At 64.7% G+C, this 4,873-nt stretch carries 4 protein-coding genes; 1 reads left to right on the forward strand and 3 read right to left on the reverse strand.

The features are described 5' to 3' along the window. The 3 genes from pyrG to tpiA form a co-directional block, all read right to left on the reverse strand. Positions 1-1,573, reverse strand: a 1,573-nt coding sequence (pyrG, locus tag A5906_RS22700) for a CTP synthase (protein ID WP_136615426.1), incomplete at its 3' end; no start/stop codon positions are given. 167 nt (positions 1,574-1,740) lie between these two features. Continuing rightward, positions 1,741-2,127 carry a preprotein translocase subunit SecG gene (gene secG / locus A5906_RS22705; RefSeq protein WP_080137528.1) on the reverse strand — a complete coding sequence of 129 codons (387 nt, stop codon included), beginning with the start codon at positions 2,125-2,127 and terminating at the stop codon, positions 1,741-1,743. A gap of 153 nt (positions 2,128-2,280) precedes the next feature. Then, positions 2,281-3,036, reverse strand: coding sequence for a triose-phosphate isomerase (gene tpiA / locus A5906_RS22710; protein WP_080137529.1), 756 nt, complete (start codon positions 3,034-3,036; stop codon positions 2,281-2,283). Between the two features lie 223 nt (positions 3,037-3,259). Between tpiA and A5906_RS22715 the strand changes: the two genes are divergently transcribed. Further along, positions 3,260-4,873: peptidylprolyl isomerase (locus A5906_RS22715; protein WP_245326858.1), on the forward strand; the 1,614-nt coding region annotated here is incomplete at its 3' end.

Here is a 4,873-nt window from a genome sequence, read left to right on the forward strand (position 1 = left end):
GCTCGAACGGCCGCGACTTCAGCTCGGGGTGGAACTGGACGCCGATGAACCAGGGATGATCCTCGTACTCGACGATCTCAGGCAGCACGCCGTCGGGCGACAACCCTGAGAATTTCAGGCCGTGCTGCTCGAGGCGATCCTTGTAGGCGGTGTTGACCTCGTAGCGGTGGCGGTGGCGCTCGGAAATCTCGGTCGCGCCGCCATAGACCTGCGAGACGCGGCTGCCGCGGTTCAGCGCGGCCGGATAGGCGCCAAGCCGCATCGTGCCGCCGAGATCGCCCGCCTGCGAGCGCTTCTCGAGCTCGTTGCCGCGCAGCCATTCCGTCATCAGGCCGACCAGCGGCTCCTTGGTCGGGCCGAACTCGGTGGAGTTGGCGTCCTCGATGCCGACGAGGTTTCGCGCGGCCTCGATCACCGCCATCTGCATGCCGAAGCAGATGCCGAAATACGGCACGTCGCGCTCGCGCGCGAACTGCGCCGCCTTGATCTTGCCCTCCGCGCCGCGCTGGCCGAATCCGCCCGGCACCAGGATGCCGTTGACGTGTTCAAGGAACGGCGCGGGATCCTCCTTCTCGAAGATCTCGCTCTCGATCCAATCGAGATTGACCTTCACCTTGTTGGCGATGCCGCCGTGCGAGAGCGCCTCGATCAGCGACTTATACGCATCCTTCATGCCCGTGTACTTGCCGACGATGGCGATGGTGACGTTGCCTTCGGGATTGCGGATACGCTCGTTGATCTGCTGCCAGCTCTGCAGCACCGGCGGAATCCGCGAGCCGATGCCGAAGGCGGCGAGCACTTCGTCGTCGAGGCCCGCGTTGTGGTAGGCCTCGGGGACGGCATAGATGTTGTCGACGTCGCGCGCCTCGATCACGGCGCTTTCGCGCACGTTGCAGAACAGGCCGAGCTTGCGGCGCTCTTCCTTCGGGATCTCGCGATCGGTGCGGCAGAGCAGGATGTCCGGCTGGATGCCGATCGAGCGCAGCTCCTTCACCGAGTGCTGTGTCGGCTTGGTCTTCAATTCGCCGGCGCTCGGAATGTAGGGCAGCAGCGTGAGGTGAATATAGACGGCATGATCGCGCGGCAGCTCGTTCTTGAGCTGGCGGATCGCCTCGAAGAACGGCAGGCCCTCGATGTCGCCGACGGTGCCGCCGATCTCGACCAGGACGAAGTCGTAGTCGTCATTGCCGTCGAGGACGAATTCCTTGATCGCGTTGGTGACGTGCGGGACCACCTGGATGGTCGCGCCGAGATAGTCGCCGCGGCGCTCCTTGGTGATGATGTCCTGGTAGATCCGCCCCGTCGTGATGTTGTCGGCCTTGGTCGCCGGCCGGCCGGTGAAGCGCTCGTAGTGACCGAGATCGAGATCGGTCTCCGCGCCGTCATCGGTCACGAACACTTCGCCGTGCTGATACGGCGACATCGTTCCGGGATCGAGGTTGAGATAGGGATCGAGCTTGCGGAGGCGGACCTTGTAGCCCCGGGCCTGCAGCAGGGCACCGAGTGCCGCTGAAGCCAGACCCTTGCCGAGCGAAGAAACCACGCCGCCGGTGATGAATATGTACCGCGCCATGGGACTTAACCTCTAATCCCTCGAATTCGATTCGCCAAAGCGATTCGTATTCCGCCCCAAAAGATTTTGCGGGCCTGTGGGTGATCCAAAACTGAGAGTGGTGACAGTGCCTTGATGGGGATTGTTGATGCAGGACGGTAGCCACCGCCCTGCATGGCCCCCCTGCTTTATTGCGAGCGCGGTACCTGCGGGCCGCTCGGAGCCGGCGCCTGCTGCTGCTCGTCGGCCTTCTTCAGCGTATCCAGGATACCGCCCGAGGTCGGGGCCGTGATCGGCGATCCGCCGGCCGGCTGGCCCTGCGAGGCCGGCGTTCCGATGATCGACGAGGGCGCGCGGCTGTAGCCCGCGTGCCAGGACAGGAACATGCTGGTGAGGAAGAAGAGCCCGGCCAGGATCGCGGTGGTCCGCGTCAGGAGATTCGCGGTGCCTCGGCTCGACATGAAGCCCGCACCGCCGCCCATGCCGAGGCCGCCGCCTTCCGACTTCTGGAGCAGGACGGCGCCGATCATGACGGCGACGATCATGAGGTGGATGACGATGACAACGGTCTGCATGCTATCCTTCCGTCACAAGCGGGCGGCGCCTGACGGCGGCCGATCGCGCTTCGCGGGTTTTCCTGAAGTTGCGCGGTGTTACACGATCGGAGGGGGTATTGCCACCCCCGATCGGTCCGAGACTTAGCTTAGGACTGCCAAAGCTTTGGTTAGCTAGGGGCAGCCCTTGGCAATGGCAAGGAAATCGGCCGCTTTCAGGCTGGCGCCGCCGACCAGCGCGCCATTGACGTTCTTCACGGCCATCAGCTCGGCCGCATTCGAGGGCTTGACCGAACCGCCGTAGAGGATCCGCATCCTCGCCCCATCGGCCTTGAACCGGGAGGTCAGGAATTCCCGGATAAACCCATGAATTTGCTCGACATCCTTGGCGGTAGGGGTGAGGCCGGTGCCGATCGCCCAGACTGGTTCATAGGCCACGACCAGGTTGGCGGCGGTGGAGGCGTCCGGCAGCGACCCATCGAGCTGGCCGCGCAGGATGTCCAGGGTCTTGCCGGCATCGCGCTGGCCTTGCGTCTCGCCGATGCAGACGATCGCCGTGACCCCCGCCCGCCAGGCGGATTCGGCCTTCTGCATGACGAGTGCGTCGCCTTCGCCGTGATCGGCGCGGCGCTCGGAATGGCCGACGATGATAGCGGTCGCCCCGGCATCAGCCAGCATTTCGGCGGCGATATCACCGGTATGGGCTCCGGAAGACTTGGGATGGCAATCCTGGGCTCCCACAGAAAGCTTCTTGCCCGCCGCCTTCGTGGCAAAGGCCGCGAGCAGGGTCGCCGGCGGGCACACCAGCAGGTCCGCCTTGGCGGCCACTTCTGCCGCGCCATTGAGCATGGCGTCAAATTCGGCAATCGACCCCTTCAGGCCGTTCATTTTCCAGTTGCCGGCGATCAGCGGTCGGATGGCGTCGGTCATGTCAATTTCCAGCGATATGAGGTTTGTTGATGCGCTAGCAGAGGTGCTCCTGCAGTTCCAGAGACCAGGGGCTTTTAACCGCAGCTTCTCGCCGTCGCGTGACCTGAGGTTGCGGGGGGAAAGCCGCCACTTTATGATGATGGATCAATTTGGTGACGCGCTTTTGCGGAATCTGCATTAAGACGCGCTCCCGTTCCCCTCCTGACCAAACAAGTTGGACCAAATGCTTCGAGGAATGCGCAAGGCCTCATCAAACTGGCTCGGCAAAACCATTATGGCCGTGGTGATGGGCGTGTTGATCGTCAGTTTCGGCATTTGGGGCATCGCCGACATCTTCAAGGGCTTCGGCCAGTCCACGGTGGCCAAGATCGGCCACACCGAGATTTCGCTGAACGAGTTCCGGCAGATTTACACCGACCGCCTGCAGCAGATCAGCCGCCAGTTCGGCCGGCCTCTGACGCCCGACCAGGCCCGCGCCTTCGGCCTCGACCGTCAGGTGTTGCAGCAGACGATCGCGGAAGCCGCCCTCGACGAAGAGGCGCGGCGGCTCGGGCTCGGCCAGTCCGACGAGCAGATCCGCCAGGTCATCATGAACGACCCGAACTTCAAGGGCGTCGGCGGCAGCTTCGATGCGAACCGCTTCCAGGCGATGATCCGCAATTTCGGCTACACCGAGCAGCGCTACGTCGCCGAACAGCGCAAGGTGTCGCTGCGCCGGCAGATCACGGGTACGATCGGCGCCGGCCTCGAGCCGCCGAAGGCCATGATCGACGTGCTGACGCGCTTCCAGAACGAGCAGCGCTCAATCGAGTTCGTCAGGCTGGACGCGGCCCAGGCAGGCACCATCGACGCGCCCTCACCCGAAGCGCTCGCCGCCTATTTCGAGGATCACAAGGTCCAGTTCCGCGCCCCCGAATATCGCAAAATCGCTTTCGTCGTGATCTCGCCGGAGGAGATCGGCAAATGGACCGACGTCTCCGATGAGGACGCCAAGAAGGTGTTCGAGCAACGCAAGGACCGGCTCGGCACGCCGGAGAAGCGCCAGATCCAGCAGCTTGTGTTCCCCAACGTCGCCGAGGCGCAGGCCGCGCGCGAGCGTCTCGTTGGCGGAATGTCGTTCGAGGACCTCGGCAAGGAGCGCGGGCTGACTGCCTCCGACGTCGATCTCGGACTCGTGACCAAGTCCTCGCTCGATGCCGCGGTCGGGAATGCCGCCTTCGCGCTGCCCGAAGGTGAGATCAGCCAGCCGATCCAGGGCGCCCTCGGCACCTCGATCGTCAAGGTCGGCAAGATCGAACCGGGCAGTGAGGCCGACTACGCGAAGCTTGCCGGCGACATCAAGCGCGAGATCGCGGCCGACCGCGCGCGCGTCAAGGTCGCCGACCTCCGCGACAGGATGGAAGACGAGCGCGGCGGCGGCGCCAGCGTGATCGACGCCGCGCAGAAGCTCGGCCTCACCGCCGTGACCATCGACGCCGTCGACCGCTCCGGCCGCGCCCCGAACGGCCAGCCGGTCGCCAACATCCCGCAGGGCCTCGACGTGGTGTCGCAGGCCTTCAACACCGATGTCGGCGTCGACAACGACGCGATCTCGTTCAAAGGCGGCTATGTCTGGTACGACGTGCTCGCCATCACGCCATCGCGCGACCGCAACCTCGACGAGGTCCGCGACCAGGTCGAGGCGCGCTGGCGCCAAGACCAGATCGCGACCAAGCTGAAGGCCAAGGCAACCGAGATGGTGCAGAAGCTCGAAGCAGGCGGCAAGCTCGCGGACGAGGCGGCCGCGATCGGCGCGAAGGTCGAGACCGCGACCGGCTTCAAGCGCGACGATACGCCC

This window comes from Bradyrhizobium sacchari (assembly GCF_002068095.1).
Lineage (GTDB): Bacteria > Pseudomonadota > Alphaproteobacteria > Rhizobiales > Xanthobacteraceae > Bradyrhizobium > Bradyrhizobium sacchari.

Coding starts and splice junctions, on each gene's coding strand:
- tpiA (WP_080137529.1), bottom strand. CDS start 3,036: ATGACCGACGCCATCCGACCGCTGATCGCCGGCAACTGGAAAATGAAC.
- secG (WP_080137528.1), bottom strand. CDS start 2,127: ATGCAGACCGTTGTCATCGTCATCCACCTCATGATCGTCGCCGTCATG.